This window comes from Rhodobacteraceae bacterium S2214 (genome assembly GCA_025141675.1).
In the GTDB taxonomy this organism is placed as follows: domain Bacteria; phylum Pseudomonadota; class Alphaproteobacteria; order Rhodobacterales; family Rhodobacteraceae; genus Yoonia.
Window position 1 is genome coordinate 3,221,871 of the sequence record CP081161.1, and the last position, 25,558, is coordinate 3,247,428.

Here is a 25,558-nt window from a genome sequence, read left to right on the forward strand (position 1 = left end):
CAAGTTTGCGTCTTTGTTGCGTGGTTGATGGGGAATTAACCTTTATGGGTGTCATTCGTCACAAACCCGAAACAAATTTCGATCCCAACGGCAACCCGCACAACCCTAACGCTCAAATTCATATCCGAAATTGGCGATATCATCGGCACACACCGTTGCAATAATCTGTGCATCAGCGTCGTTATAATAGTGTCGCCAGTCACGTTCACGGTCGGACGCATTGACGCGATTCACGTTACAAACAAAGCCCAGGTGATCCCAAAGCGGCCGTAGATCATCTTCCAAGGCTTCAAGCCGTGCAAATAGATTGCAGCGCAAAACGCCATCCGTGTCGGTGACATAGGACCGATATGGCTGAGATTGGAATCCTGCCATAATCGCCTTGTGATTGATGAATTCGCTGAATGTCAGGCTTTGCGCCAATCCCACCGCAGGGTGCTGAAAACGTTGCGATTGCAGCCAATGGTAATAGCTGACCGCCCTGTCCCAAGGGTTACGCACAATCGTGAAGACGAAAAATTCCGACGGATCAACAACACCCGCGACGTCGGCCAGCGTACTGTGTTTCCAAAGCCGCCCCGCAGGCGTCAGGTCTTTCAACCGTCCTTTGCGACGTTTTGCCTTGGGCGTGTCACCAATCAGGATGTCATCCTTCATCGCCCGATCTTCTAACGCTAAAGCCAGTGATGTTCCCCCCGTTTTGGGGATATGCACAAAGATATACTGACGGCCTTTTGAAATGATCATGCGACAGCTTCGGCTTGTCCTGTGCGCAGCGAAATGATGATGCCGGACGCCACGATCAGCAGAAGTCCGATTGCCCCCACACCGTCCGGCACCTCGCCCCACAAGGCGATCGCCCAAAGCGTCGCAAATACGATCATGCTGTTTTCAAAGACGGCCACATAGCTGGCTTCGCCTAACTGATATGACTTGATGATCAGGCCGACCCCGATCAACGATCCGACGCCTTGTATCAGCGTCAGGATCATAAACGTCCCCTCAAAAGGCACCCAGCCACGGAACACAAATCCGTCGGCGCCCGCGGGGACATCTGTCACGAAATGGCCGATCAGGATCATACCAACCCCACCAATCACCAACATAAAGCCAAAGAACATCGCAAGCAGTGAAAGCGTCCCTTCGCCGTCACACCACCGCCGCGTTGTAATGATCCCCATCGCGTGAAACGCACCCGCGATCATGGGGGCGAAAGTCCACAAAGACAGGCTTTGCATATCCGGTCGCAGCACCAGGACGATACCGACAAACCCGATGATCACAGCCGCGCTGCGTCGCAATCCAACCGTGTCGCCGAAGAACAGAACCGAAAAAATGACCACAAATATAGGCGCGGTGAATAACCCTGCCACGGCCTGCGCAATCGGCATGATCCCCAGACAGCCGAAATAGATCAACATGGCGACGGTCGCAAAAAAAGTCCGCCCTAGAACCAAGACTGGACGCTTCGGGCGCAGTCCGATTTTCATGGAGGCCGCAAAAACGCCTAGAATCCCCAATGCGATCAAAGACCGCAAAAAATGGAACTGCCACAAACCGCCGGTTTCAGCGGCTAAGCGCATGAAATTGTCGATCAATCCGAACAACGCCATGGCGCTCAGCGTGCAAAGAACTGCAAGCCTCGGGTTTTGGTCTGATGCGCCCAATTCGGTCTCCTTATTTCGTTCTTTGACCTTGTCGTTTTCGATAATCCCTGACTAGTCTAATTCGGACAACATTTGGGAGGTGTGCGTCATGGCGTGGATGAAAGACGAAACCGGCTTGGACAAATGTGCGGCCAATCATGTGCCGCTCACACCTTTGTCCCATTTGATACGAGCGGCGTCCGTCTTCGCGGATCGGACCGCTTTGATCTACGGCGACACGCGACTGACCTATACGGACTACTACACCCGCGTGACCCGCTTGGCGTCCGCTCTGGTGAAATCCGGCATCAAACCCGGTGACGTGGTGGCGACGATCCTGCCAAATATTCCTGCGCAATCCGAAGCCGCCTTTGCCGTGCCGGCATGTGGTGCTGTTTTGAATACCATCAACACGCGCCTTGATGTGGACACGGTCGCCTACATCTTCGATCACGGCGAAGCGTCCGTTGTGATCTGTGATAGCCAGTTTCTACCCATGTGCATGAATGCCGTGGCACTCATGGACGGCCCAGCCCCTTTGATCATCGAAGTCCCCGATCCCGTTGCAGGTGTGCCCGGCATCGGCAAACAGCAAGATTACGAAGACTTTTTGGCAACCGGTGATGCAGATTTCACGTGGACCATGCCCGAAGACGAATGGGAAAGCCTCGCGCTGAATTATACGTCCGGCACAACAGGCCGTCCCAAAGGCGTCGTGTATCACCATCGCGGCGCATACCTGATGACGATGGGCACGCCGATCTCGTGGCAATTGCCGCTGTTTCCGATCTACCTGCAGATTGTACCGCTATTTCACTGCAACGGCTGGAACCACACGTGGATGATGCCAGCACTTGGCGGGACGGTCGTTTGCTGTCGCGATATTACGGCAGCGGCGATTTATGATGCCATTGCCGATCACGGCGTCACGCACTTCGGGGGCGCTCCGATTGTCCTGAACTTAATCGTGAACGCAGCCACCCGCCGCGACTTTGACCACACCGTAGAGGTTTACACCGCAGGCGCCCCACCCGCCCCTGCAACGCTGGCCGCGATTGGCAAGCTTGGCTTCAATGTCACGCAGGTTTACGGGCTGACCGAAACCTATGGCCACGTCACCGAATGTGTATGGAACGACATGTGGGATGACCTGCCTGCGGATGAACAATCAGCGATCAAGGCCCAGCAAGGCGTGGCTTTCCCGATGATGGACGACATCACTGTGGTTGATGAAAACATGACCCAAGTGACGATGGACGGGGCTACGCAGGGCGAAATCGTCATCCGCGGGAACGCGGTTATGAAAGGGTATTACAAAAATCCAGAAGCGACCGACAAAGCCTTTGCTGGCGGCTATTTCCATTCCGAAGATCTCGCGATCCAACACCCCAACGGCTACATCCAAATCTCGGATCGGGCCAAGGACATCATCATTTCCGGTGGGGAAAACATCTCGTCCGTCGAAGTCGAGGCAGCGCTGATGCACCATCCGGCTGTGAACCTATGTGCCGTCGTGGCCAAACCGGATGATAAATGGGGCGAAGTGCCCTGCGCCTTCATCGAACTTAAAGACGGGGCGACGGCAGACGAAGCAACCATCATCGCGTTCACCCGCGAACGGCTTGCCGGTTTCAAAACGCCCAAAAAGGTCGTCTTCCAAGACCTCCCCAAAACGTCGACCGGCAAAATTCAGAAGTTTGAACTGCGCAAATTGGCAAAAACGTTCTGATTTCATCTGCCCACCACAACTCATTTCAACATCAGCGGCAGGCGCATCTATTCAACGTCGTCCCAGCGCGCTAAACTATTGAAAAGAGTGAAACAGGCATATGACGGCACTGACCCAATTTGAGCGGCTGGAAAGCGGCGGCGTGTGGCGTGAAACCGCAACGTCGGATCCTATTGAGGTGACTGTTTCCTTTGGCAAAGCCACGCTGGTACTGCACGACAGCACCGAACAACCTGTCACACATTGGTCCCTGCCCGCCGTGATGCGGCGCAACCCCGGTGTGCGACCTGCCCTATTTGCGCCAGCGCCCGACGCCGAAGAAACCCTTGAAATTGAAGACGACCTGATGGTCGACGCCATTGAAACGATCCGCAAGGCTTTGCTTAAATCCGCCCCCAGTGCACCACGCCTGCGCGGGTTCGTCACATTGGGCATTCTTGCAGCGATCATAGGCGCCGCTGCCCTTTGGGGGCCTGGGGCATTCATGCGCCAAACGCTTTCAGTGGTCCCCGATTCAAAGCGCAACGAAATCGGCGCCACCATTTTGGGACATTATCAACGCCTCACCGGACCGACCTGCCGCAATCCTTTAGGGGCGGCACCTCTCGCAAAGCTGAAAACACGGCTCATGGGACGTGATGCGAAAGGCCAGATCGTTGTCGTGCAAACACTCCCGCAAGGGGCGACAGTCTTGCCCGGCAACATCGTCTTGATCGACCGCGCCTTGATCGAACAACTTGACGATCCGGCTATTGCGTCCGGCTTTATCGTTGCTGCGATTGCTGGCCGCGATAGTCACGATCCACTCGGTGACGTTTTGACGGATGCGGGACTGAATACAACTGTGCAGCTTTTCACCACAGGCGATATCCCCGGTGACGTCCTGTCAAACTACGCCAAGTCGGTCCAAGCGCTAGACGTCACACCAGCCAAACCCGACGACCTTCGCACGGCTTTTGATGCGGCGGACATACCGTTGGCCCCTTATGCCGCTATTCGTGATCCTGACGGGGCCCAGTTGGGCGAAATCACAGACGGGGACACAGGGCCGATCCTGACAGATAGCGAATGGGTCCGTTTGCAAGGCATCTGCGCCAGCTAAACAGCCCAATCCGACACCCGCGCAAGAAAAGACCCCGCGATAACGTGCGAGGCCCTTTCCCGGGAGAACCGATTAGTTCCGGGTAAACGCGTCTGAAAAGCCTGCGGCGCGCGCGGCTTGTAGACCAGTCTGAAGTTGTGATGCGGCTGCGAAAGGTCCCAAGACCACGATCTTGATCGCTTGGCCACCGCGTGTCGTGTTCGCGAATGTGACAGGCCAGCCACGTGCTTGGAATTGTCCGGCAAGGCGATTTGCATTTGCATGATCACCAAAGCTGCCAACCTGCACAAAACGATGCGCTGACGCCGTAGGTGCGCGGACTGTGGCAGGTGCCACGCTTTTTGATGATACAGTCGCGGTTGGAGCCGCCGCTGGTGCTGCGATCAGCCCCTCTGCAATGGCTTGTTCGCGCGTGATGCGGCGAACGCCGCGGTTCGGGTTGATCCGTCCGTCATTCCAAACACGGGTGTAACCCGCAGGTGGCCGGATCGGTGCAGCAGCACGCACAGCGGCTGGTGTTGGATTAGACGCGGGAACTGCAGGCCCTGAAAATGGCGACGATGGTGCCGTCGCACGGGCGCTATATTCGGTACCGGATGGCGATTCCGTTTGCGGCCCACAACGTACAGGGTTGCCTGGCGTCGCAACAAGATACTGGGCGCTGATGCCCGTCACACCCGGACACGCGCCGGTGCTGATAACACTCGTCGCAGCAGGCGCTTGAGCCGCTGGTGCACGCGGTGCCAGCGCCATCATTGGTGCAGACGGGGAAGCGGGGCCAGCATTCGTGGCAACAGCCGCGACGACAGTTGGCGCGGGCAAAGGAGCAGGCGCTGCTGGGCATGCAACAGGTTGGCCCGTCGCGAAGTCTGTAAACCGACGGCCAGTCGCGGCGATTTCCGCGCAAATTTCTGCCAATGTCACGCGGCGCGGTTCAGGCGCGGCGACTGCGGCAGGAACGGATGCGGCAATCACCTCTGGCGCGGGACCACAATCAATAGGTTCGCCGGTTGATCCACTGATAAATCCGGCCTGTATACCAGAACGCCCATCACAGGCTTGCGCCAATGTGATCCGTGGTACGTCGGTTACGGTCGCGACCGCAGGGACAGAAACAGCCGCTTGCAAAGCGGCCGGAAGCGGTAGTGGGGCTTCGGGAGCTGGTGCCGCTGCTGCAACAACCGGTGCCGGGCCACAATCAATGGGTTCGCCACTGGACGTCGCGAAACCTGCCTGAATACCAAAGTTTCCCTCGCACACCTCAGCTAAAGTCACACGGCGGGGTGCGGGCGCTGCTGGTTCTACAACCGGGGCAGGGACAGCCGCTGCAACAACAGGTGCGGGTTGTGGCGCAACCACGGGTGCTGGCGCCGGCGTAGGTGCGGGGGCCGTAACAACACGGGCTTCAGGCACGTCCGTGAAAGTAATGATAGGGCCAGAAGCAGCCGTCGGACCGGAAGCACCTGAAATCTGAGTCGGTTGAAAACCGCAAAGCTGATTACGCTGACGGTCAACGCGCGGCACCCAATTCACAAGAACGCCTTGGCCTGCGCGCACAAACGCGCAGCCAGCGCTATCGACATACTGGGTTCCACGGTAAGATGTCGGCGGAAACTCGGCCGGTGTGGCAAGCGATTGCGCTTGCACTGCCAACGTCGCCCCAGCCGTCAAAGCCACAACACTTACAAAACCGAATGCCGCCCGTACCATATTGGTTGTATTCCCCACCATATTTTGTGTGAGGATGCCCCAATCGGCCTATTTTGTAAACAATCTGTTTACAAATGTACTGCGATTACTTCGTGCCAAACATCCGGTCGCCCGCATCACCAAGACCCGGCACGATATAGCCCTGCTCATTCAAATGGCTATCGACCGCTGCCGTGACGATTGGCACATCAGGATGGGCTTCTTTCATGCGGGCAATGCCTTCTGGCGACGCCAACAAGCACAGGAAACGAATGTTCTTGGCCCCTGCGTTTTTGAGCAAATCAATCGCTGCCACAGACGAATTACCGGTCGCCAGCATCGGATCAACCGCAATCACCAGACGCTCTGACATCTCTGTCGGAACCTTGAAATAATACTGCACCGGCTCCAGCGTTTCTTCGTCACGGTACAACCCGACAAAGCCAACACGGGCAGATGGGATCAGTTCAAGTACACCATCCAGAAGGCCGTTCCCCGCCCGCAGGATCGACACCAGCGCCAGCTTCTTACCGTCTAGAACAGGGGCATCCATTGGCTCAAGCGGGGTATCAATCCGCTTTGTCGTCATCGGCAGACCGCGTGTGACCTCGTAAGCCAAAAGCTGTGAAATCTCTCGCAGAAGCTGGCGGAATACAGCGGTAGATGTATCCTTCTGGCGCATCAGCGACAGTTTGTGCTGCACAAGCGGATGGGTCACATGGTTGAGATGTTGTTCAGTCATTTTTGGCATCCTCTAGGCGTTTGACAATCGCAGCGCGCGTGGCGTCGTCACAAAAAGCGGCTTCAATTGCAGTCGTATTCAGCGCATCAAAGTCTGGGCGATCCCAGCCAAAAACGCGGTTCAGGTTTTCGAATTCTTCAGTCATTGTCGTGTGGAAGAACGGCGGATCATCGGTGGACACAGTCACCTTCACGCCGCGATCACGCAGTTTGGCAATCGGGTGGCTTTCCCAGCTTTCAACGGCTTTCAGAACAACGTTCGATCCCGGGCACACCTCTAGAACGACACCGTCTTCCGCCAGTTGATCAACCAGCGCATCATCGTGGATCGCGTTAATTCCGTGACCGATCCGTTCGACCTTCAAATCGCGCAGGGTGTCCGCGACCATGTCCGGCCCGCCCCATTCACCCGCGTGGCACGTCAACCGCAGTCCGGCTTCGCGTGCCATATCAAAACTGTAGGCATAATCGCCGGGCCGCCCGACCTGTTCTGCGCCAGCCATGCCAAATCCGGTCAAATAATCGCTTGCGGTTTCAGCGGCGCAATGCGCGGCCTTTTTGGCTTGCTCTGGGCCTTCGTGGCGCAGGCACGTCACAATCGCACGATGCACGATGCCAAAATCCTTTTCAGCGGCATCAGCCCCCTCTTTGATCGCGGCCAGAAATTCACGCCAAGCGACAAGATCGCATTTCCCGCAGAAATCGGGCGAAAGGAAGGTTTCGGCGTAGATCACACCTGACTTTGCGGTCTCTTCCAACGCAACATAGGTCAGACGCCGGAAATCTTCTGGCGTTGTCAGCGCAACAGTTGCCCCGTCATAGACCTGAATGAAATGCGCAAAGTCACGGAAGCTGTAATTGCCGTCGTCATCGAAAGACGCGCTCACGTCGATCTTCTTTTCCTGTGCCAACTGGCGAATAAACGACGGTGGTGCAGCCGCTTCGTGGTGCAAATGCAGTTCCACTTTTGGCATAGTCGCAAAGGTCATAAAAAACTCTTTCCTTGGCCCGCGTAGGGCACGTTCAGATGGTCCGCAACAGAGGCGGCCACATCAACAAAATCAATCTGCCCTAAAGGCTTGGCACCGATCCCGTGAACCAACACAGGCACCCGTTCGCGCGTGTGGTCCGTTCCGGGCCAAGTCGGGTCATTGCCATGATCTGCGGTCACGATCAACATATCATCGGCACGCAGGCGCGGCAGAATTTCGGCAAGTGCTGCATCAAACCATTCCAGATGCGCGGCATAACCCGCAACATCCCGACGATGGCCGTATTCACTGTCAAATTCCACGAAATTCGCAAACGTCATGGACCCCGCCTCGGCCGTATCCACAAGCCTGTTCAGATCACCCATCAAGTCCGCGTCGCGGCCTTTTGTGGTGGTATCAATGCCCCGCATTGAGAAAATATCGCCAATCTTTCCAACACCATGCACCATACGCCCAGCATCATGGACATAATCGCACAGCGTGGGCGATGGTGGCGCAATGGCAAAGTCACGGCGGTAAGCGGTGCGTTCAAATCCCGTTTCAGGATCACCAATGAAAGGCCGCGCAATCACCCGCCCAATCTTCATCGCGTGCAGCGTCGGCGCAATATCTGCGCAAAGCTTCAACAGCCGCTCACGCCCGAACGTTTCTTCATGCGCTGCAATTTGCAGCACGGAATCCACGGACGTATAGCAGATCGGCCATCCTGTCTGCATATGACGCGCGCCTTCCGCATCGATCACTGCCGTACCGCTATCGTGACGGTTGGCAAGAATGCCGCCCGTCCCCGCAGCTTCGCAAATCATCACGGTTAATTCGTCCGGAAAGGTGGGTTCTGTTTTGGGAAACGTATGCCAATCCCACGGCACAGGGACGCCCGCCAACTCCCAATGGCCCGAAGGCGTATCTTTCCCGCGCGAAATCTCTGTCGCAGCGCCCCATGCGCCCGTTGGCGACGTGGTAAATCCATCAAGAACCTCGCCAGATGCAAGCGTCACAGCCGCACCAAGCCCCAGCGCGTCAAGCGTCGGTAAACGCAGCCCACACTTTTGCGCAATATGGGCGACTGTGTTGGCGCCCGTATCAGGTAAATCGCCATTGAAATATTGATCCGCATCAGGTGCGCCGCCAATCCCCACACTGTCGATCACAATGACAAAGGCACGGGCTTGATCGGTCATGGATCAATCCTTTCGATGATCAACGACGTGGGCGCAGGCGTTTCGCCTATCGTGATCGCGGCGCGCACTGCATTGGCAGCGGCATCTGCGGTGTCGTCATCTGCGGCATGAACAGTGCAAAGCGGCTGGCCCGCCGCAATCGCATCACCCACACCGACCATATTGGCAAAACCGACGGACGGATTAATCTGATCTGTCTCGACCTGCCGTCCGCCGCCCAATGCAACAACAGCAAGCCCTAACGCTTCGCCATTGATCGCAGCAATATGCCCGGCATCAGGCGCAACAACATCACGCACAACTTTGGCTTTCGGCAAATGCGTGTGCCAATCATCGGCCATATCAGGTGGGCCGCCAAGCGCTGCAACCATATCCGCAAATCGGGTCATCGCAGCGCCAGAACTGATCGTTTGCTCCAGTCGGGCCTTCGCCTTCGCTTCTTCTTCGCCATGCAACGCCAACACGCGCGCGCCCAGCGCAACACTTAGATCATAAAGGCGCGGTGCTGCGGCACGGTCACCGCCCAAAACTTCCATACAAACCGCGATTTCCAGCGCGTTACCCAGCGCTGGTGCCAGCGGGCTGTTCATATCCGTGACCATCGCCGCCGTCTTGCACCCTGCACCATTCGCGGTGCCAACCAACGCGCGGGCCAGTGCAGCCGCTTCGCCTTGGGTCTTCATAAATGCGCCGGACCCCGCTTTCACGTCCAACACCAGCCCATCCAGTCCCGCCGCCAATTTCTTGGCAAGGATCGACGCTGTGATCAAATCCATGCTTTCGACCGTCGCGGTCACATCGCGGATCGCGTAAAGCCGTTTGTCAGCAGGTGCGATGCTGCCTGTTGCACCAACAATCGCGCAGCCAACATGGCCGACAATCTTGCGCAGCTTGGCCTCATCGACCGAAGTCGACAAACCGGGGATCGCCTCCAACTTATCAAGCGTGCCACCAGTGTGGCCCAACCCGCGCCCTGAAATCATCGGCACGTAGACACCACATGCAGCCAATGCAGGTGCAAGGATCAGCGACACACAATCGCCAACACCACCCGTCGAATGTTTATCCAGAACAGGCCCGTCCAGATCCCACGCCAGCACATCGCCACTGTCGCGCATACCGGTCGTCAATGCCACGCGCCCCGCATCAGACAGGCCGTTCAGGCACACCGCCATCGCAAAGGCACCAGCCTGCGCATCGCTGACCGCACCAGTCGCCAAACCATTGGTGAACCAAGCAAGTTCTTCTGGCGCAGGGGTTTGTTTGCGGCGCACCTTCGCAATGATCGCACGGGCATCCATAACTTACGTCCGCGTCATGTAATCAACGTCGAATGATCCGGGCAGCAGTTGGCCGACGGTTGTCACCTCTTGCGGGCCATCGGTCGTTAACATTGTCACAACCGCATCACCACCAGCAAATTCAGCCAGTTTTTGACGGCAGCCGCCGCACGGCGTGACAGGTTTGGGACTATCGGCAATCACGGCGACTTCGACAATGTCGCGTTCGCCTGCGGCGACCATCGCGGCAATCGCACCAGCCTCTGCACAAGTGCCTTCGGGATAGGCCACGTTTTCGACATTGCAGCCGACATAGATATTGCCAGCAGCCGTTTTCACAGCCGCGCCGACTTTAAAATTCGAATAGGGGGCGTGGGCGTTTTCGCGCACAGCACGGGCGGCATCGGTCAATAACATACAAGGCTCCTGTCGTTTGATCGGATCAATGTGACGAAGCGCGCGGGGCGATGCAAGTCAGAGTTGGGTGCGGAAATCACCGCGCAGCGCAACTTCCAACAACTCCAGATCGTCGCTCGGCGCGCTATACCGTGTGCGCATCCCCGGCGGGATCACAAAGGCATCACCAGCGACCAACGTATGCGGGGCCTGACCATCGCCTTCCAACACGAATTCACCCTGCATAACAAAGGTAAAATGGATGTCAGCATCATGTGCAGCCCAAACCGGATCGCCCTGCCCGCGCCGGATCACTTGCACACCTGCGACGTCCTTGGTGTTTTTCGCAATCGTCGTGTCGCGCGCAATGAACCCCGGCAGCCGCGCGTCCACCCACGTGGCACCTTCCGCGACGTTATGCACAAAACGCTGGCCGTCCCATTCACGATCACGGTTCACAACCGCAGTAGGCAAGGTCATCTCGTGATCGATTTCTGTCACGTGCTCTGCTGGCACTCCGATCTCGATCACTTCGATACCGTCAGACGCCTCTAGCACGCGATGCCGGATTTCGGGCGGTTGGATAAAGCAATCCCCCGCCGTCAGCCGGATCGGCCCACCTTGATCTTCGTAGACGACATCAACCCAGCCACGGTAGCAGAAAATCAGCTGAAACCCGACCTTATGATAATGCACCATGTCAGGGACCGGACCGCCGTCAGGAATGCGAATGTGGCTCGCAATGATGGACCCGCCCAAACGGTCGGGGATCAAATCGCGATAATGCATCCCCGCGCGGCCAATCACCCACGGGGCCTGATCAGCAAGACGACGCACAACGAAGCTATGGTTCGTCTCGGGCAGGATCAGCGGTGGGTTTAGGCGCACCACAGAAATCTGCGTCCCTCCGGGCGATACAAGTTGCGTTTGCCCATCCGCAAACGTCCGATCATCGGTCGAAAACTGCAACCTGCCAGCCGATTGCGCAGCATCCGCATCCAATTGAACCGCCAAGCCATGGCCACGAAACGACGCGACTTTGGGATCATCGGCAGGATAAATGCGATCCATTTGCATGCCCAACACCTTGGTAAAAAAGCCGATGTCAGCAGTCAGGTTTGTGGTCGGCAGGCAGATTTCTGCTCTGATCTCTGTTTTTTGGGTCATAGGTCACAATTTGTCGCGCACATTGATGATTTGCAAGCTAAGTTGATCCATGGTTTGAGCAGGCAAAACACGAAGCTTTCCTTACGTCAGGAAAAGTAGTTTAACGTTAAACAAATTATTTGGGATGGCGATATGACCGATAAGGCGAAAGAAGCACTGCGCGACGCGGCACTGCATTACCACCAGTTCCCCAAGCCAGGAAAACTGGAAATTCGCGCAACAAAACCGCTTGCTAACGGACGCGATCTTGCACGCGCCTATTCCCCCGGTGTGGCCGAAGCCTGCATCGAAATCAAAGGCGACGCCGACACCGCCCGCGATTACACGACGCGTGGCAACTTGGTCGGCGTGGTCACCAACGGCACGGCTGTTCTTGGCCTTGGCAATATTGGTGCGCTGGCGTCAAAGCCCGTGATGGAGGGCAAAGCGGTTCTATTCAAGAAATTCGCCAACATTGATTGTTTCGACATCGAACTGGACGAACCCGACCCTGAAAAGCTGGCTGAAATTGTCTGCGCTTTGGGGCCAACTTTTGGTGCGATCAATCTTGAAGACATCAAAGCCCCCGATTGCTTTATCGTCGAAAAAATCTGCCGTGAACGCATGGATATCCCCGTCTTCCACGACGACCAGCACGGCACGGCCATCGTCGTCGGCGCTGCTGCAACGAACGCGCTGCGGGTCGCCGGCAAGTCTTTTGAGGATATCAAAATCGTTTCGACCGGCGGTGGTGCGGCTGGCATCGCCTGCCTCAATATGTTGCTTAAGCTAGGCGTAAAGCGTGAAAACGTATGGCTTTGTGATATCGAAGGTCTTGTCTACGAAGGCCGCGAAAAAGACATGACACCGCAAAAAGCCGAATACGCGCAAGGCACGACGCCCGCGACATTAATGGATGTGATCGACGGGGCGGACCTGTTTCTGGGCCTGTCCGGTCCCGGCGTTCTGAAACCGGAAATGGTCGCGAAAATGGCATCAAAGCCGATCATTTTCGCACTTGCCAACCCGAACCCGGAAATTTCACCCGACGACGCACGCGCTGTCGCCCCCGACGCCATCATCGCAACGGGCCGCAGCGACTATCCGAACCAAGTGAACAACGTCCTGTGCTTCCCGTTCATCTTCCGCGGCGCATTGGACGTCGGCGCGACAGACATCAACGACGCGATGAAAATTGCCTGCGTTGACGGGATCGCAGCCCTCGCCCGTGAAACAACGTCAGCCGAAGCAGCCGCCGCCTATTCCGGCGAACAGCTTACGTTCGGCGCCGACTACCTGATCCCGAAACCATTCGATCCGCGCCTGATGGGTGTCGTTGCGACCTCTGTAGCGAAGGCCGCGATGGAAAGCGGCGTCGCCAAACGCCCCCTCGCCGACGTCGAAGCCTACAAAGCAAATCTTGACGGATCAGTCTTTAAATCCGCCTTCCTGATGCGCCCCGTATTCGAAGCTGCCCGCAGCGCCAGCCGTCGCATCGTATTTGCCGAAGGCGAAGACGAACGCGTGTTGCGCGCGGCCCAAGCGATCATGGAAGAAACCACCGAACAACCGATCCTGATCGGGCGTCCCGAAGTAATCGAAGCGCGCGCGGAACGTGCAGGCCTCAAAATCAAGCCTGGCGTTGATCTGCAGATCGTGAACCCTGAAAACGACCCACGGTATCGCGATTATTGGAACACATACCACGACATCATGGCACGGCGTGGCGTCACACCGAACCTTGCCCGTGCCATCATGCGTACGAACACGACAGCCATTGGCGCCGTCATGGTGCATCGCAACGAAGCAGATTCACTGATCTGCGGCACGTTTGGTCAATTCCTGTGGCACATGAAATACGTGACCGAAATCTTGGGGTCCGCGTCATTACATCCTGTCGCAGCCCTATCTCTGATGATCCTCGAAGATGGACCGTTGTTCATCGCCGATACCCAAGTCCACGCGGAACCAACGCCCGAACAAATTGCAGAAACCGTGATCAGCTGTGCGCGTCACATCCGTCGTTTTGGGATCGATCCCAAAATTGCGCTTTGTTCACACAGTCAGTTCGGCAACCTCGACAATTCCTCGGGTCGCCGGATGCGCGCGGCAATGGAAATCCTTGACGCGGCCCCTCGTGACTTTGCTTACGAAGGCGAAATGCATGTCGATTCCGCGCTCGATGTTGAACTGCGCAATCGCGTATTCCCCAATGCGCACCTGCCCGGCCCGGCAAACTGTCTCGTTTTCGCGAATACCGACGCCGCGTCTGGCGTACGCAACATCTTGAAGATGAAGGGCGGCGGGCTTGAAGTTGGGCCGATTTTGATGGGTCTCGGCAACAAAGCCCACATTGTGACACCGTCCATCACAGCGCGCGGTCTGCTGAACATGTCAGCCCTCGCGGGGACACCGGTAGCGCATTATGGCTGATACGCAAACGCCTGTTTTTCTTTGCTTTAAATGGGGTCAGGGGTATCCGTGCAAGTACACGAACATCTTGTACCGCGCGTTGTCCGATATCATGACGACCCCGTTTCGCATGGTCTGCATCACGGACGATACGACGGGTTTAGCCGACGGGATTGAAACACAACCGCTGCCCGACTTCGCCATTGATCGCGCGGACTGGGTCAAGGGCATGTGGCCTAAACTATCCGCATTTGCGCCCGGCATCATTGCGCCGGGCACGCCCGTGATCATGGTCGATGTGGACGTGGTCGTCTTGCAGGATTTGACGCCCCTTTTCGATCACATCAAGCGTAAAGGCGGCCTGCATATCATTCAAGAAATCCCCGATACCCTACCCCGCATGTTCCCATCGATGTTCGGCAAACCGTTGATGTCCAATTCATCCGTCGTCGGCTTTGTTGCGGGCACGCAGGACCACCTTTTTGAGATGTTCCATGATAAGACCTACGATCAGTTACGCGAATTCCGGAACGATCAGAACTTTATCCATTTCCATGCCAAAAATAAGCAATCTTGGCCCTTGGGCTGGATGCTCAGCTTTAAGAAAAGCCTCGCCTATCATTTCCCGCTCGGCCTTTTCCGACCGATAGCGCGGCCAAAGGATGCATATATCGTCATCTTCCATGGAAAACCAAATCCGGAAGACATGACCAAAGGGGCCTTCACCCGCTGGGGATCGAACGAGAAATTTGGTTATTTTCCGGTCAAATGGATCAAAGAGTACTGGCAAAAATACGTCCGCCCGACCGACACCTAATTGGCGGCACGCGCTGCAACGAAACAGATTAGTCAATAAGTTTACAATCCTTCGCTTTTCCGCGCGGACCAAGCTTGCTCCACATTACAAAACCAGCAACAAAGTTGCGTAGACTTCGGGGAGGAAGAATATGTCGTACAAGAGCGTTTATGCCGCAGCAAAAGCGGATCCTGATGGGTTTTGGCTGGAACAGGCGAAGGCCATTGATTGGGTCACACCGCCAACAAAGGCGCTGAACGACAGTAAGGCCCCACTTTACGAATGGTTCACCGATGCAGAGGTTAACGCGTGCTACAACGCCGTTGATCGTCACGTCGAAAACGGGCGCGCGGATCAGGCTGCGATTATCTACGACAGCCCGATCACGGGATCAAAGGACACGATCACCTTCGCGCAGTTGAAGGATAAAGTGGCGGGCTTGGCCGGTGCGATGCGCGACAAAGGCATCACAAAAGGCGACCGCGTTATTATCTACATGCCAATGGTGCCCGAAGCGTTGGTCGCGATGCTGGCCTGTGCGCGGATCGGGGCGGTGCATTCTGTTGTGTTCGGCGGGTTCGCCGCCAACGAACTGGCCGTCCGCATTGATGACGCCACCCCCAAAGCCATACTGGCCGCCTCTTGTGGGGTCGAACCCGGGCGCGTCGTTGAATATAAGCCGTTGTTAGATAACGCAATTGAGCTTGCGGAACACAAGATAGACTTCACCATCATTCTCCAACGTGACGAACAGCGGTGCGATATGATCGCAGGGCGCGATTTCGATTGGAACGACGTTCAAGACGGCGTCGCACCGGCGGATTGCGTGACCGTTTCGGGTGATCATCCTGCCTATATCCTTTACACATCCGGCACGACTGGTCAGCCCAAAGGCGTAGTGCGCCCGACGGCGGGTCATCTGGTCGCGCTGAATTGGACGATGAAAAACATCTATGACGTTGATCCCGGCGATGTGTTCTGGGCCGCGTCTGATGTGGGTTGGGTCGTTGGGCACAGCTATATTTGTTACGGCCCGCTGATCCACGGAAACACAACTGTTGTATTTGAGGGCAAGCCTATTGGCACGCCGGACGCAGGCACATTCTGGCGGGTTATCTCCGAACATAACGTGCGGTCCTTCTTCACCGCCCCTACTGCGTTTCGTGCGATCAAGCGCGATGACCCGACAGGTGCATTGATCAAGAACTACGATATCTCCTGTCTTCGTGCCCTGTACCTTGCGGGCGAACGCGCTGATCCAGACACGATCGAATGGGCGCAAAACGTCATGGGCGTGCCTGTTTATGACCATTGGTGGCAGACCGAAATCGGCTATCCTGCGGTTTGTAATCCAGCCGGTATTGAACCGATGCCTGTCAAAATCGGGTCCCCAAGCGTCGCCTTGCCCGGTTTCGACATTCAGATTTTGACTGATGAGGGCGAACCAATGGCCGCAGGCGAACTGGGTGCCATCGCCATCAAGCTGCCTTTGCCACCCGGAACTTTGCCGACGCTTTGGAACGCCGAAGAACGGTTCCTTAAGAGCTATCTCAACACGTTTCCTGGTTATTATGAGACCGGCGATGCAGGGATGATCGACGAAGACGGTTACCTCTACATCATGGCGCGGACCGACGATGTGATTAACGTCGCGGGTCACCGGTTGAGCACGGGCGCTATGGAAGAAGTATTAGCGGGTCACCCCGATGTTGCAGAATGCGCCGTAATCGGCGTGACGGATCAGTTGAAAGGCCAGCTGCCGATGGGCTTTGTCTGCTTGAACAAGGGGTGCGAAACGCCCAACGAACAGATCATAGCCGATTGCATTAAACGTGTGCGTGATACGATTGGTCCGGTTGCGGCATTCAAGCTTGTCGCTGTCGTCGACCGCCTGCCCAAAACACGCTCAGGTAAAATCCTGCGGGCGACGATGGTCAAAATCGCGGATTCCGAACCCTTCAAAATGCCTGCAACGATTGATGATCCCGCCATTCTGGACGAGATCAAAGCAGCGTTGCAGCCTATGGGTTACGCCGCAGACTGACAATACAATAGCCCCCCGCATTACGCGTGGGGGCTAGATCAGCGCCATACGTTCCGCCCTTTCCGGATCCGGAAACGGGCGGTACAGCGCCATATCGGCAACCCCGACCATTTGATGAACCGTTGTATATAGGCGTTCCGTTTGTTCATCATGGGTGCCGGTAAATCGGAATGCCTGATCAAGCTGCGTCATGTTCTCAACTTCAATCTCAAGTTGGAAGTCACGGGCCACCGGCGCGCCAAAGCCCAATTTGCGCCGACACAATCGCCATGTCTGTATTACCCCGCTGTTTTGCAGGTGGGTCATCCATGCCTCGACCGCGGCGGCAAAAGCCACCGCTTTTGCATCATCCTTCAGATCGATCGAGCATTGATAAAGATTCATAGACTTGTCCTGCGCTGGGTTATGCACCCTACGCAGAACTTACCTTAAAAACCGTTAAGCGAACTGTTCGCGGATCAGACGTTCTTCTAACCCGTGGCCCGGATCGAACAAAATGCGGTGCTGCACGCTTGGATCAGACCTGATTTCAACGCTCACCACATCCTTCACCGACTTACCGTCGGCATCGGCCATCACCGGACGCTTTGCACTGTCGATCACGTCAAAACGGACGACAGCACGCTTTGGCAATAACGCACCGCGCCAGCGCCGCGGTCGAAACGCAGCCATCGCCGTTAAGGCCAAAACGTCGGACCCGATTGGTAGAATTGGACCGTGAGCCGAATAGTTATAGGCGGTCGATCCAGCGGGCGTGGCGACCAATGCCCCATCGCACACCAATTCCTTCATCCGCTCTTTACCGTCCACCGAAATCCGTAAACGCGCCGCTTGGGGCCCTGCCCGAAGCAATGAAACCTCGTTGATTGCCAATGCTTCGTGCATTTGCCCATCGACGGTCAGGGCGTTCATCACCAGCGGGTTGATGACCTCTTCTTCAGCCTCTTCAAGTCGGGTCCGCAAATCATCCGCGTGAAATTCATTCATCAAGAACCCGACAGTCCCACGGTTCATCCCGTAGACTGGCGCAGACAGTTTCTGGGTCGCATGCAGGGTCTGCAGCATAAAACCATCACCACCCAAGGCCACGATGACGTCCGCTTCTTCCTGCGGCACATTGCCATGGGCCTGCGACAAGGCAGATAACGCCTGCTGGGCCAAAGGCACCGGACTGGCAACAAAAGCGATCTGACGACGCGGCATAGCACTGAATTCCTTAACAAGTCCTATAGACATCCCCTGATCAAAGACGAAACGCAAGCAACGGATCGGAAACCGATCATGGCGGGCTCATAACGATCATGGTCGTTTTGATGCTTTTGACGAAGCCCATCCTGCGTTAAGACGCTGCCAAACGTCACCAAAGGGGATTTCCCGTCATGAACGACACTGTCCGCGATACCGGCTTTTTCACCGAAACCATCGCCACACGCGACCCAGAATTGCACGCTGCCATGCAGTTGGAACTGAAGCGTCAACGCAAAGAAATCGAACTGATCGCGTCCGAGAACATCGTCTCCGCCGCCGTCATGGAAGCCCAAGGCAGTGTCCTGACCAACAAATACGCCGAAGGCTACCCTGGCCGTCGTTACTACGGTGGTTGCCAGCATGTTGACGTGGCCGAAAACCTTGCCATTGATCGCGCTAAGCAATTGTTTGGATGCGACTTTGTGAACGTCCAGCCGAACTCTGGCTCACAGGCAAACCAAGGTGTGTTTCAGGCCCTGATCAAGCCGGGCGATACCATTTTGGGCATGTCTTTGGACGCTGGTGGTCACCTGACCCACGGTGCAAAACCGAACCAATCCGGTAAAATTTACAACGCGATTCAATACGGCGTCCGCAAGCAGGACAGCCTGCTGGATTACGACGAAGTCCAAGAATTGGCGACTGAACACCAGCCAAAACTGATCATCGCGGGCGGCTCTGCGATCCCACGGATCATCGATTTCAAGCGCATGCGCGAGATTGCCGATTCTGTTGGGGCATATTTGTTGGTCGACATGGCGCACTTTGCAGGTCTCGTCGCGGCAGGCATCTACCCGTCGCCGTTCCCTTACGCGCACGTTGCCACCACAACAACGCACAAAACCCTGCGCGGTCCACGCGGCGGCATGATCTGCACCAACGACGAAGCGCTGGCGAAAAAGTTCAACTCTGCCATCTTCCCCGGCATTCAAGGCGGCCCGCTGATGCACGTCATCGCTGGTAAAGCTGTGGCTTTCGGCGAAGCACTGCGCCCTGAATTCAAGTCCTACCAAGAACAGGTTGTGAAGAACGCGCAAGCGTTGGCAGATCAGTTGATGAAGGGTGGCTTGGACATCGTATCCGGCGGTACAGACAGCCACCTGATGTTGGTCGACCTGCGCCCGAAAGGCGTGAAGGGCAACACAACAGAGGTTGCATTGGGCAACGCCCATATCACCTGCAACAAAAACGGCATCCCGTTTGACCCTGAAAAGCCGATGGTCACATCCGGTATTCGCCTTGGGTCCCCTGCAGGTACGACTCGCGGATTCACTGAAATCGAATTCCGTCAAATCGCAGATTGGATCGTCGAAGTTGTCGATGGCCTTGCCGCCAACGGCCCAGATGGCAACGGCGAAGTCGAAGCCAAGGTACGCGCCGAAGTTGAAGCGCTTTGCGATCAGTTCCCGATCTATCCGGAACTTTAAAAACAGACGCCTTTCCCGATATTTGATCGGGAAAGGCATCGCACGCAGGTCTTAACAAAAGACATACACCGTGCCACAAAACCGCATGACTGATATTGCGCCGCTCACGACGTTTCGTGGCTTTTTCCAACTCCTGATCCACTTTACGCTGAAACAGGCCTCAGCCTGCATATTTGGAATCTGTCTGCTGATCGCAATGATCGGAACGCGTATGATCTGGCAGGATGATTGGGGCTTCGCGCGGTATGACTGCTTGCTACTCATTGCTATTGCGCTGCAAATCATCTTCCTGAAAACCGGTATTGAAAGCATGGAAGAGGCACGGGTCATCCTGCTGTTTCATATCACCGGTACGGCTATGGAGATTTTTAAAGTCTATGCAGGATCATGGGCTTACCCCGATCCCAGCCTCATCCGCATCTACGACGTTCCGCTGTTTTCGGGGTTCATGTATGCCGCCGTAGGCAGCTACATGGCGCGGGTCGTGCGGCTGTTCGATATGGAAATGACGCCCTTCCCGCCCGCATGGATGCACTTCGGTCTTGCCGCTCTGGTCTACGTCAATTTCTTCAGTCACCACTTCATCATCGACATCCGCTACGCGCTATTCGCCGCGACCATCCTGATCTACGGGCGGACGCAAATCTGGTTCCGGGTCAGACGCCGCTGGATGTGGATGCCTTTGCCGCTGGCCGCGTTCCTGTCCAGCTTCTTTCTATGGATCGCAGAGAACATCGGAACAGCGACTGGCACGTGGCTTTACACCGGACAATCGGCATTCGAAATGGTGCGGTTTGCGAAAATGGGGGCGTGGTATTTACTGCTTTACGTGTCTTTCGCAACGGTCACATTAGTGGTGCGGGTAACACCTGAACCGGGGCAGGAAAAGCGTCCATTAGGCTAGATGAGCCCGCGCTGCACCATCACGTAAATCACTGCAATAAAAGTGATAATTAGAACGGCAGAGACTGCGCCAAGCATATTCAGCAACCGCCCTTTGAAACGATCGCGTGGTTCAATTGTCTTGAGATACGTGATGACTTTCGCCGCAGATTTACTGATCTGGTTTTGATCAACCATACGGGCCAATTTGGGGTTTTCGATCAGGGTGAGCGCATCCGCGACGCTGCGCGCGTCACGACGAATGCGGCGGGGCAAACGACGGCCCGCTTTGCGGATTTGCGCGTCGAGCGTACGACCACGGGCACGAAGACGCGAATCGAGCAGCGCACGCATTTCATCCACTTGATTTTGAAGCATTTCTTCGGCCATTGTGGCAATATAAATGCTAGGCCTTTGGGGTCAACGCGAGAGAGGCACAATGCTGAATACCATCATTCATGGCGAACAAACTGACAAACCGACTTTGCTGATCGCGCATGGCCTTTTCGGGTCCGCGCGGAATTGGGGGGTGCTGGCGAAACGGCTGTCGGCGGACCGTCAGGTCGTCGCCGTGGACATGCGCAATCATGGCGCAAGCCCTTGGTTTGAAACGCATTCTTATGCAGATATGGCGGCTGATTTGGTTGATGTTGTGGACGCGCCGGTGGACCTTTTGGGGCATTCGATGGGGGGGAAGGCCGCAATGGTGATGGCGTTGGCGTATCCGTCAAAGATCAACAAATTGATCGTCGCAGACATCGCGCCTGTCACCTACAACCACACGCAAATGGGGCCGTTACAGGCGATGCGGGACGTCGATATGACGACCGTAAACTCAAGGGCGGACGCGAAAGCGCAGTTGAACTATCTTGATCCGGGTGTGGATGATTTTCTACTGCAATCCTTTGATCTGAAAGAGAAACGTTGGAAATTGAACCTTGACGTTTTGGCGGCTGAGATGCCCAAGATCATCGGTTTCCCGCCTGTGGATGGGACGTTTGACGGGCCGACGCTGTTCCTATCCGGTGCCGAATCTGACTACGTCAAACCGGACTACCGCCCCACGATCAAACAGCATTTTCCAGCCGCCAAGTTCGCGAAAATTCCGGGGGCGGGGCATTGGCTGCACGCGGAAAAACCGCGTGAATTCGAAGCGTCAATTTCGGCGTTTTTGGACATGTGATTTGCGTGCACAAGGCGTGCACAACCCGTGCACCGCGCGGTCGGGTCGCGGACGGGTAACATCTGCACCGCATAAACGGGGTTTTCCACGATAAGGACCCCAGCCATGCCGCCCAAGAAAATGACCGCCACCGACCAGAAACGATATGCCGAAATGGTGCAGGTCGCGTCGGAAACGCTGTGGGATTTCCGGCACCCTGATTTCGTGAAATCGATCCTGCCGCGCGAATGGTCGGACATCCCGCTGGACGCAGTGCCGGAAAAGGTGCGGATCACGCTGCGGGTGGATACGGACGTGGCCAAGTTTTTCCGCAAGCTGGGGCGCGGGGTCTATCAGGACCGGATGAACACGGTGCTGCGAACGTTCATGCTGGCGCGGCTGACAGAGGTGCTGGGGACCGACGAAGGGTTCATGCTGGCCGAGACGGATGAGCTGGGGAAGCTGTACCTGTCACAGGAAGCGGATTTGCTGGCAGAGGTGGAGAAGCTGCGGCGGAAACGGATGGGGATTGGGTGAGGCTAGAGATAAAATCCAAGCTGTTTCACCTCAATACCTACCAACTCTACTTTCGTTCCAACAATTTTGACATCAGTCCAGCAACACCAATTTCAGGACCGCCATCATCCTTTATTATTCCATCCTGAGTCGGGCGGAACAGGGAACCAAGAACAACGGCTTCATGCTCCGTAGAAACATCTCCCCCTTTAAGTAGCGAAAGATACGTTTCAGCAAACGCTCGGCGCTCGCGCGCATCCAAAGCTAGATGCCTCTCGCTCAAGAAAACCTTCATTTCCAATCTCAAATACCAAAGCCAAACAGTTGAAAGAAGCAAGATTGCGGAAAGCAGAAGGGGTCCTTTCGCGGAAATTCTGGAGCATGTCTCCTCAAATCCGACAACACAGGTGTCCGGTACAAATGATGCAGCAACATAATCGCCTCCAAGCAGCGCAAGAATACCAGAGAATGCGAGTAGAAAAAAAGCAGCAATTCCAAATCTCCTCCACGCAGATTCAGAATTTCGGCTATGTTCGGACTGTCGTTCTGCCCATAGTTCTACAGGTCTTCGTATCCTCATATCAAAGTTAAATGCGGCAACTAACGCTTGATACTCGTCGTTTCGCTTCTTTGATGCTGCTCGTTCAGTGCGCATCAGTTCGCTATAGCTAGCCAATATGCGCTTGTGTATTGAGCGAAAATCATCAGTTAATTCATCTCGGATTTGTGTAGCTTCGCTTTGAGTTGCATGCACGAACTTCTTCATCTCTTCGACTTTTTGAACGACCTCTTCGGAGAGGATTTCAATTACGTCGAGGTCTTGCTCTGTCTTGTGCAGTTCCACTGCACCGTTCTCAAGCTCCAGTGAACGTGCAACGGTATACGCCGCGTCAGCCGAACCGAGAAATGCGCCTTGGTCAACATTTTGGTTTACAACCACCCCTGACGGGAAGGCACTATTAAGAATATGCCCAATCAGCAGCTTATAAAGCTCTTGATACTGCCCCGTCTGGTAAAAGTGATTTGCAAGAACACCAAATCGAGACTTTGAGTTTGGAGGAATATCAGGATCCCCTTCTACGTCGCTCGAGAATTCATGGAATGAAACCGCGAACGCTCGGCCATCGATGTCTCTTAACCGACTAAGGTATTTCCCCCACCCGCCGATTACAGAGGATATTTTCCCTCTGTATTGTGCCGCGATACTCGATCTCGAAGGCGGGTAAAATCTCACATCCAAGGAGTCTTCGAACGTCGTCCAGAAACGATGTTCAGTCTCAATTCTTGCAAGCAATTCAGAATACGTCGACGCTTCAATGCTCTCAAACGGTATCTGAATCTCAAAGTCTTTACCCATCCATCTTCAACGCCGAGATGAACGCCTCCTGCGGGATGTCGACTTTACCGAATTGCCGCATCTTTTTCTTACCGGCCTTCTGTTTATCCAACAGTTTGCGTTTACGCGATGCGTCGCCGCCGTAGCATTTGGCCGTCACGTCTTTGCGCAGCGCCGATAGGGTTTCGCGGGCGATGACTTTGCCGCCGATGGCCGCTTGGATCGGGATTTTGAACATGTGCCGCGGAATCAGGTCTTTGAGTTTCTCGACCATGGCCCGCCCGCGCTGTTCCGCACGGTCGCGGTGCACCATCATGGACAGCGCATCGACCGGTTCGTCGTTGACCAGAACGGACATTTTCACAAGGTTATCAGTCTCGTACCCGGTGAGCACATAATCGAAGGACGCGTAACCTTTTGTTACCGATTTCAGCCGATCATAGAAGTCGAACACAACTTCATTGAGGGGCAGATCATAGACAACCATCGCACGCGACCCCGCGTAGGTCAGGTCCTGTTGGATGCCGCGCCGGTCTTGGCAGAGTTTCAGCACATCCCCGAGGTAGTCGTCGGGCACGAGGATCGTCGCCTTGATCCGCGGTTCTTCGAGGTGATCGACTGTGGTGACGTCTGGCATATCAGCCGGATTGTGCAGATCGATCTGCGTCCCGTCCTTCATGTAGACGTGGTAGACAACTGACGGCGCGGTTGTGATCAGTTCGATGTCGTATTCACGCTCGATCCGGTCACGGATCACTTCGAGGTGCAGAAGCCCAAGGAAACCACAGCGGAAACCGAAGCCAAGTGCGGCGGACGTTTCCATCTCAAACGAGAATGACGCGTCGTTGAGCGCGAGTTTGTCGATGGCGTCGCGCAGGTCTTCGAACTGGCTGCTGTCCACGGGGAACAGGCCACAGAACACGACAGGCTGCGCTGGTTGGAAGCCGGGCAGCGGCGTTTCGGTGCCTTTGCGTTCGGACGTGATGGTGTCACCCACCCGCGTATCACGCACCTGTTTGATGGACGCCGTGATAAAGCCGATTTCGCCGGGACCAAGCGTGTCAACGTTCTGCATTTCAGGCCGGAACACGCCGATGCGGTCGATCTGGTGCAGGGTGTCGTTGGACATGAAGCGGACTTTGTCGTTTTTCTTCATGCTGCCGTCGATGACGCGGACCAGAACGATCACGCCGAGGTAGCTGTCGTACCATGAATCGACGAGCATCGCCTTGAGCGGCGCATCTGGATCGCCTTTCGGCGCGGGCAGCTTTTGAACGATGGCTTCCAGCGTTTCGCGAATGCCGACGCCGGTCTTGGCGGAAACTTGGATCGCCTCTGATGCGTCCAATCCGATGACGTCTTCGATTTGCGTCGCCACCTTTTCGCATTCGGACGCCGGCAGGTCGATTTTGTTTAGGACGGGGACGATTTCATGATCCGCATCAAGGGCATGGTAGACGTTGGCCAGCGTCTGTGCTTCGACCCCTTGGGTGCTGTCCACGACCAGCAGCGACCCCTCAACCGCGCGCATGGACCGTGATACTTCATAGGCGAAATCGACGTGGCCGGGGGTGTCGATCAGGTTCAGCACATAGTCCTGCCCGTCGTCCGCCGTGTAGTCGATGCGCACTGTGTTCGCCTTGATCGTAATGCCGCGTTCGCGTTCGATATCCATGCTGTCGAGCAGCTGGGCCTTCATATCGCGGGCAGCCACCGTGTTCGTCTCTTGGATGAGACGGTCAGCAAGCGTGGATTTGCCGTGGTCGATGTGGGCAACAATTGAGAAATTGCGGATATTTTTCAGGTCAGTCATGGAGCGTCAGGCCTATCAAA

Annotated in this window: 23 protein-coding genes; 9 read left to right on the top strand and 14 right to left on the bottom strand. The window is 55.8% G+C overall.

The genetic code is table 11. The annotated features are described in order from the left end of the window. Positions 1-105: 105 nt before the first annotated feature. Both K3729_15940 and K3729_15945 read right to left on the bottom strand, forming a co-directional pair. Positions 106-747, bottom strand: coding sequence for a sulfotransferase family protein (locus K3729_15940; protein UWQ98885.1), 642 nt, complete (start codon positions 745-747; stop codon positions 106-108). Then, on the bottom strand, positions 744-1,667 hold the full coding sequence (locus K3729_15945) for a DMT family transporter (protein UWQ98886.1): 924 nt from the start codon (positions 1,665-1,667) through the stop codon (positions 744-746). The genes K3729_15940 and K3729_15945 overlap by 4 nt, the downstream gene beginning before the upstream one ends. An 88-nt stretch (positions 1,668-1,755) precedes the next feature. Here K3729_15945 and K3729_15950 point away from each other — a divergent pair, with 88 nt between their 5' ends. Both K3729_15950 and K3729_15955 read left to right on the top strand, forming a co-directional pair. Continuing rightward, entirely contained in the window at positions 1,756-3,375 is a 1,620-nt protein-coding gene (locus K3729_15950) for an AMP-binding protein (GenBank protein ID UWQ98887.1), read from the top strand. Positions 3,376-3,475: 100 nt separating this feature from the next. Further along, positions 3,476-4,477: a hypothetical protein gene (locus K3729_15955; GenBank protein UWQ98888.1), complete on the top strand. Its 1,002-nt coding sequence runs from the start codon at positions 3,476-3,478 to the stop codon at positions 4,475-4,477. A gap of 72 nt (positions 4,478-4,549) precedes the next feature. Here K3729_15955 and K3729_15960 read toward each other — a convergent pair whose 3' ends face one another. From K3729_15960 to K3729_15990, 7 genes are all read right to left on the bottom strand, one after another. Next, positions 4,550-6,187, bottom strand: coding sequence for an SPOR domain-containing protein (locus K3729_15960; protein ID UWQ98889.1), 1,638 nt, complete (start codon positions 6,185-6,187; stop codon positions 4,550-4,552). Positions 6,188-6,272: 85 nt separating this feature from the next. Next, positions 6,273-6,908, bottom strand: a complete 636-nt coding sequence (gene upp / locus K3729_15965; protein UWQ98890.1) for a uracil phosphoribosyltransferase — start codon at positions 6,906-6,908, stop codon at positions 6,273-6,275. Continuing rightward, on the bottom strand, positions 6,901-7,896 hold the full coding sequence (locus tag K3729_15970) for an adenosine deaminase (protein UWQ98891.1): 996 nt from the start codon (positions 7,894-7,896) through the stop codon (positions 6,901-6,903). The genes upp and K3729_15970 overlap by 8 nt, the downstream gene beginning before the upstream one ends. Further along, positions 7,893-9,080: a phosphopentomutase gene (locus K3729_15975; protein ID UWQ98892.1), complete on the bottom strand. Its 1,188-nt coding sequence runs from the start codon at positions 9,078-9,080 to the stop codon at positions 7,893-7,895. Before K3729_15975 ends, K3729_15970 begins: the two co-directional genes overlap by 4 nt. After that, on the bottom strand, positions 9,077-10,381 hold the full coding sequence (locus tag K3729_15980; protein ID UWQ98893.1) for a thymidine phosphorylase: 1,305 nt from the start codon (positions 10,379-10,381) through the stop codon (positions 9,077-9,079). Before K3729_15980 ends, K3729_15975 begins: the two co-directional genes overlap by 4 nt. Positions 10,382-10,384: 3 nt before the next feature. Next, complete coding sequence (locus K3729_15985; GenBank protein ID UWQ98894.1) at positions 10,385-10,777, bottom strand: cytidine deaminase; 393 nt, start codon at positions 10,775-10,777, stop codon at positions 10,385-10,387. A gap of 57 nt (positions 10,778-10,834) precedes the next feature. Then, positions 10,835-11,923 (bottom strand): cupin domain-containing protein, encoded by a 1,089-nt coding sequence (locus K3729_15990; protein ID UWQ98895.1) that lies wholly within the window; start codon positions 11,921-11,923, stop codon positions 10,835-10,837. Positions 11,924-12,055: 132 nt separating this feature from the next. Between K3729_15990 and K3729_15995 the strand changes: the two genes are divergently transcribed. The 3 genes from K3729_15995 (at position 12,056) to K3729_16005 (ending at position 17,154) form a co-directional block, all read left to right on the top strand. Further along, entirely contained in the window at positions 12,056-14,335 is a 2,280-nt protein-coding gene (locus tag K3729_15995) for an NADP-dependent malic enzyme (protein ID UWQ98896.1), read from the top strand. Further along, positions 14,328-15,131: a hypothetical protein gene (locus tag K3729_16000; protein ID UWQ98897.1), complete on the top strand. Its 804-nt coding sequence runs from the start codon at positions 14,328-14,330 to the stop codon at positions 15,129-15,131. Before K3729_15995 ends, K3729_16000 begins: the two co-directional genes overlap by 8 nt. Before the next feature lie 130 nt (positions 15,132-15,261). Beyond that, on the top strand, positions 15,262-17,154 hold the full coding sequence (locus K3729_16005; GenBank protein ID UWQ98898.1) for a propionyl-CoA synthetase: 1,893 nt from the start codon (positions 15,262-15,264) through the stop codon (positions 17,152-17,154). A gap of 33 nt (positions 17,155-17,187) precedes the next feature. Here the strand turns inward: K3729_16005 and K3729_16010 are convergent, their stop codons facing one another. Together K3729_16010 and K3729_16015 are read right to left on the bottom strand one after the other, a co-directional pair. Next, complete coding sequence (locus K3729_16010; protein UWQ98899.1) at positions 17,188-17,538, bottom strand: hypothetical protein; 351 nt, start codon at positions 17,536-17,538, stop codon at positions 17,188-17,190. A gap of 54 nt (positions 17,539-17,592) precedes the next feature. Then, entirely contained in the window at positions 17,593-18,357 is a 765-nt protein-coding gene (locus tag K3729_16015; GenBank protein UWQ98900.1) for an NAD kinase, read from the bottom strand. A gap of 176 nt (positions 18,358-18,533) precedes the next feature. Here K3729_16015 and K3729_16020 point away from each other — a divergent pair, with 176 nt between their 5' ends. Together K3729_16020 and K3729_16025 are read left to right on the top strand one after the other, a co-directional pair. Next, the gene (locus tag K3729_16020) at positions 18,534-19,829 is read left to right on the top strand and encodes a serine hydroxymethyltransferase (protein UWQ98901.1); all 1,296 of its coding nucleotides are present in this window, start codon (positions 18,534-18,536) and stop codon (positions 19,827-19,829) included. A gap of 85 nt (positions 19,830-19,914) precedes the next feature. Next, a complete protein-coding gene (locus K3729_16025) occupies positions 19,915-20,733 on the top strand; it encodes a DUF817 domain-containing protein (GenBank protein UWR01096.1) in 819 nt (272 codons plus the stop codon). Here the strand turns inward: K3729_16025 and K3729_16030 are convergent. Continuing rightward, positions 20,730-21,089: a hypothetical protein gene (locus K3729_16030; protein UWQ98902.1), complete on the bottom strand. Its 360-nt coding sequence runs from the start codon at positions 21,087-21,089 to the stop codon at positions 20,730-20,732. The two genes, K3729_16025 and K3729_16030, sit on opposite strands and share 4 nt — an antisense overlap. A gap of 61 nt (positions 21,090-21,150) precedes the next feature. On the opposite strand from K3729_16030, the gene K3729_16035 reads away from it, so the two are divergent. Together K3729_16035 and K3729_16040 are read left to right on the top strand one after the other, a co-directional pair. Then, a complete protein-coding gene (locus K3729_16035) occupies positions 21,151-21,894 on the top strand; it encodes an alpha/beta fold hydrolase (protein ID UWQ98903.1) in 744 nt (247 codons plus the stop codon). A 105-nt stretch (positions 21,895-21,999) separates the two neighbouring features. Next, positions 22,000-22,410 (top strand): BrnA antitoxin family protein, encoded by a 411-nt coding sequence (locus K3729_16040; GenBank protein UWQ98904.1) that lies wholly within the window; start codon positions 22,000-22,002, stop codon positions 22,408-22,410. Between the two features lie 46 nt (positions 22,411-22,456). Here K3729_16040 and K3729_16045 read toward each other — a convergent pair whose 3' ends face one another. Then, positions 22,457-23,746 carry a hypothetical protein gene (locus K3729_16045; protein ID UWQ98905.1) on the bottom strand — a complete coding sequence of 430 codons (1,290 nt, stop codon included), beginning with the start codon at positions 23,744-23,746 and terminating at the stop codon, positions 22,457-22,459. Then, the gene (gene lepA, locus K3729_16050; GenBank protein UWQ98906.1) at positions 23,739-25,538 is read right to left on the bottom strand and encodes a translation elongation factor 4; all 1,800 of its coding nucleotides are present in this window, start codon (positions 25,536-25,538) and stop codon (positions 23,739-23,741) included. The genes K3729_16045 and lepA overlap by 8 nt, the downstream gene beginning before the upstream one ends. Positions 25,539-25,558 lie beyond the last annotated feature (20 nt).

Bases quoted from the DNA above. Each gene is read 5' to 3' on its own strand.
- K3729_16015 (UWQ98900.1), bottom strand. From the start codon at position 18,357: ATGCCGCGTCGTCAGATCGCTTTTGTTGCCAGTCCGGTGCCTTTGGCC.
- K3729_16020 (UWQ98901.1), top strand. From the start codon at position 18,534: ATGAACGACACTGTCCGCGATACCGGCTTTTTCACCGAAACCATCGCC.
- K3729_15975 (UWQ98892.1), bottom strand. From the start codon at position 9,080: ATGACCGATCAAGCCCGTGCCTTTGTCATTGTGATCGACAGTGTGGGG.
- K3729_15950 (UWQ98887.1), top strand. From the start codon at position 1,756: ATGGCGTGGATGAAAGACGAAACCGGCTTGGACAAATGTGCGGCCAAT.
- K3729_16000 (UWQ98897.1), top strand. From the start codon at position 14,328: ATGGCTGATACGCAAACGCCTGTTTTTCTTTGCTTTAAATGGGGTCAG.
- K3729_16010 (UWQ98899.1), bottom strand. From the start codon at position 17,538: ATGAATCTTTATCAATGCTCGATCGATCTGAAGGATGATGCAAAAGCG.
- K3729_15940 (UWQ98885.1), bottom strand. From the start codon at position 747: ATGATCATTTCAAAAGGCCGTCAGTATATCTTTGTGCATATCCCCAAA.
- K3729_16040 (UWQ98904.1), top strand. From the start codon at position 22,000: ATGCCGCCCAAGAAAATGACCGCCACCGACCAGAAACGATATGCCGAA.
- K3729_16035 (UWQ98903.1), top strand. From the start codon at position 21,151: ATGCTGAATACCATCATTCATGGCGAACAAACTGACAAACCGACTTTG.
- K3729_16025 (UWR01096.1), top strand. From the start codon at position 19,915: ATGACTGATATTGCGCCGCTCACGACGTTTCGTGGCTTTTTCCAACTC.
- K3729_16005 (UWQ98898.1), top strand. From the start codon at position 15,262: ATGTCGTACAAGAGCGTTTATGCCGCAGCAAAAGCGGATCCTGATGGG.
- K3729_16030 (UWQ98902.1), bottom strand. From the start codon at position 21,089: ATGCTTCAAAATCAAGTGGATGAAATGCGTGCGCTGCTCGATTCGCGT.
- lepA (UWQ98906.1), bottom strand. From the start codon at position 25,538: ATGACTGACCTGAAAAATATCCGCAATTTCTCAATTGTTGCCCACATC.
- K3729_15985 (UWQ98894.1), bottom strand. From the start codon at position 10,777: ATGTTATTGACCGATGCCGCCCGTGCTGTGCGCGAAAACGCCCACGCC.
- K3729_15980 (UWQ98893.1), bottom strand. From the start codon at position 10,381: ATGGATGCCCGTGCGATCATTGCGAAGGTGCGCCGCAAACAAACCCCT.
- upp (UWQ98890.1), bottom strand. From the start codon at position 6,908: ATGACTGAACAACATCTCAACCATGTGACCCATCCGCTTGTGCAGCAC.
- K3729_15990 (UWQ98895.1), bottom strand. From the start codon at position 11,923: ATGACCCAAAAAACAGAGATCAGAGCAGAAATCTGCCTGCCGACCACA.
- K3729_15960 (UWQ98889.1), bottom strand. From the start codon at position 6,187: ATGGTACGGGCGGCATTCGGTTTTGTAAGTGTTGTGGCTTTGACGGCT.
- K3729_15970 (UWQ98891.1), bottom strand. From the start codon at position 7,896: ATGACCTTTGCGACTATGCCAAAAGTGGAACTGCATTTGCACCACGAA.
- K3729_16045 (UWQ98905.1), bottom strand. From the start codon at position 23,746: ATGGGTAAAGACTTTGAGATTCAGATACCGTTTGAGAGCATTGAAGCG.
- K3729_15955 (UWQ98888.1), top strand. From the start codon at position 3,476: ATGACGGCACTGACCCAATTTGAGCGGCTGGAAAGCGGCGGCGTGTGG.
- K3729_15995 (UWQ98896.1), top strand. From the start codon at position 12,056: ATGACCGATAAGGCGAAAGAAGCACTGCGCGACGCGGCACTGCATTAC.